Below are 2,749 nucleotides of genomic sequence, written 5' to 3' on the forward strand. Positions count from 1 at the left end.
GACCGACCCGCTGCGCGGCGTCACGGTGGAGTGCGCGGCCGACGGCGCAACCGTCGACGTCGCGCGGGCGTTGGCCGGCGGCCCGGTGGTGCTTGATTTTTGGGCCTACTGGTGTGCTCCGTGCACGGCCGAGTTGCCGGCGATGGCCGAATACCAACGACGCGTCGGCTCGAAGGTGACGGTGGTGACAGTGCATCAGGACCAGAACGAGACCGCCGGGCTGTTGCGGCTGGCAGAGCTGGGTGTCCGATTGCCGACTTTCCAGGACGGCCGTCGTCGGATAGCCGCGGCGCTGGGCATTCCCAACGCGATACCCGCCACAGTGGTGTTGCGATCGAACGGTAGCGTTGCGCAGGTCCTGCCGCGACCGTTCGCCAACGCCGATGAGATCAGCGCCGCGGTCGGAGACCAGGCGCGATGAGGGCGAGGAGGAGCCGTTGAGCGCAGGGGGTACCGCCGGCTCGCGCGGGGCAGTACCGCTGCCGTCCAACATCGGCCCCGCGTGGCTGCGTCCGCTGCTCGACAACGTCGCCCAGGTGCCGTCGGTGTTCCGGCGTCGTCTGCCCGCCGATGTCCTGGCAATGGAGGCCGTGGCCAAGGCGACGGCCGCGCTGCGCGGCGGTGGGCGCGATGCGGCGGTGCTGGTGTTGTTCTCCGGACCCGAGCACGTACCCGACGGCTCTGCGAACGGCTTTGTTCCCGACGACGCGGATCTGCTGCTGACAGTGCGGGCCGGCACGCTGCGCCACCATGCGGGCCAGGCGGCTTTCCCCGGCGGCACCTCCGATCCGGACGACGACGGGCCGGTGGCGACCGCGCTGCGGGAGGCGCGCGAGGAGACCGGCATCGATATCGGTCGGCTGCATCCGCTTGCCGTTATGGAGCGGACCTTCATTCCGCCGTCGGGCTTTCATGTCGTCCCGGTGCTGGCCTACTCCCCGGATCCCGGACCGGTCGCCGTCGTCAACGAAGCAGAGACCGCGCTGGTGGCCCGCGTCCCGGTACGGGCCTTCATCAACCCGGCCAACCGCCTGATGGTTTTCCGCCGGGGGCTGGGCCGTCGCTTCGCCGGACCGGCGTTCCTGTTGGACGAGATGCTGGTGTGGGGATTCACTGGTCAGGTGATCTCGGCGATATTGGACGTGGCGGGCTGGGCCGTGGCCTGGAACACTACCGACGTGCGTGAGCTTGACGAGGCGATGGCGTTGGTCGGCGACGGGGACGGGGCGGCGCGATGACCACCTCTCAGTGGCTGGACATCGCCGTGCTGGCAGTGGCTTTCGTCGCGGCGATCTCGGGCTGGCGGTCCGGCGCGTTGGGTTCGTTGCTGTCTTTCGTCGGTGTGCTGCTGGGCGCGGTCGCCGGTGTGCTGCTGGCGCCGCACCTGGTCGCCCAGATCAGCGCTCCGCGCGCCAAGCTGTTCGCCGCGCTGTTTTTGATCCTGGCGCTGGTGGTCGTCGGCGAGGTCGCCGGTGTGGTGCTGGGCCGGGCGGTGCGCGGTGCCATCCGCAGCGACTCGGTGCGGTTCTTCGACTCGCTGGTCGGGATGGCGCTGCAGCTGGTCGTCGTGCTGACCGCGGCGTGGTTGCTGGCCACACCGCTGACCCAGTCCAAGGACCAGCCGGCTCTGGCCTCCGCAGTACGGGGTTCGCGGGTGCTGGCCCAAGTCAACGACATGGCGCCCACCTGGCTGAAGACGGTGCCCAGGCGGCTGTCGACACTGCTGAACACCTCCGGGCTGCCGGCGGTGCTCGAGCCGTTCAGCCGCACACCGGTCGTTGCGGTGGCGACGCCGGACGCCGCACTGGCCAGCAACCCCGTCGTCGCGGCCACCCAGGCCAGTGTGGTGAAAGTGCACGCCATCGCGCCCAGCTGCCAGAAAGTGCTGGAAGGCAGCGGCTTTGTCCTCTCCCCTGACCGGGTGATGACGAACGCGCATGTGGTGGCCGGCGCGGACACCATCACCGTGGCTGTCAACGGCAATCCTTACGACGCAACCGTGGTGTCCTACGACCCGTCAGTGGACATCGCGATTCTGGCCGCGCCGAACTTGCCCGCTCAACCGCTGGCTTTCGCCGATGAGGCGGCGAAAACCGGTACCGACGCACTGGTGATGGGCTATCCCGGCGGCGGCGACTTCCAGGCAACGCCGGCCAGAGTCCGCGAGACGATTCAACTTTCGGGTCCGGACATCTATCGGAACGCGACGGTGACCCGCGAGGTGTACACCGTCAGAGCGACTGTCGAGCAGGGTAATTCGGGCGGACCGATGATCGACCTCAACGGCCGGGTGCTCGGTGTGGTGTTCGGCGCGGCCGTCGACGACAACGACACCGGCTTCGTGCTGACCGCCAAGGAGGTAGACGGTCAGCTCGCCAAGATCGGTGACACTCAGCAGGTGCCGACCGGGACTTGCGTCAGTTGAGCCGCGGCCCGTGCACCTGCTCGAGGAAGCGCATCAGGTGGCTGTTGACTTCGTCGGGCGCCTCTTCGTGACTGAAATGCGCCGCGCCGGCTACCGAAATGTAGCGACCGTGCGGAGCGTAACGCTGCGTCCGCTCGACCGGATCGGCCAGCACGTAAGGGTCGGTGTCACCGCGTAGGTGTAGCACCGGGATGCCCAGCTGTTGTTTGATCGACCGCATGAACCGGCGGCCCTCATCCCGCAACTGGCTGCGCACCGCCCAACGCTGGTATTCCAGCGCCGAGTGCACTGCCGACGGGATCTGCATCGCCTGACGCAGATGGC

At 68.5% G+C, this 2,749-nt stretch carries 4 protein-coding genes; 3 read left to right on the plus strand and 1 reads right to left on the minus strand.

The features are described 5' to 3' along the window. From WA317_RS20770 to marP, 3 genes are all read left to right on the plus strand, one after another. Nucleotides 1–421: TlpA family protein disulfide reductase (locus WA317_RS20770; RefSeq protein ID WP_425174819.1), on the plus strand; the 421-nt coding region annotated here is incomplete at its 5' end. Continuing rightward, nucleotides 384–1,238, plus strand: coding sequence for an NUDIX hydrolase (locus WA317_RS20775; protein WP_425174820.1), 855 nt, complete (start codon nt 384–386; stop codon nt 1,236–1,238). The genes WA317_RS20770 and WA317_RS20775, both read left to right, overlap by 38 nt. Then, a complete protein-coding gene (marP, locus tag WA317_RS20780; RefSeq protein ID WP_425174821.1) occupies nt 1,235–2,425 on the plus strand; it encodes an acid resistance serine protease MarP in 1,191 nt (396 codons plus the stop codon). Before WA317_RS20775 ends, marP begins: the two co-directional genes overlap by 4 nt. On the opposite strand, the gene WA317_RS20785 is transcribed toward marP, so the two are convergent. Beyond that, the coding region (locus tag WA317_RS20785) for an alpha/beta fold hydrolase (protein WP_425174822.1) at nt 2,418–2,749 on the minus strand (332 nt) is incomplete at its 5' end. The two genes, marP and WA317_RS20785, sit on opposite strands and share 8 nt — an antisense overlap.

Source organism: Mycobacterium sp., assembly GCF_049802695.1.
GTDB lineage: Bacteria > Actinomycetota > Actinomycetes > Mycobacteriales > Mycobacteriaceae > Mycobacterium.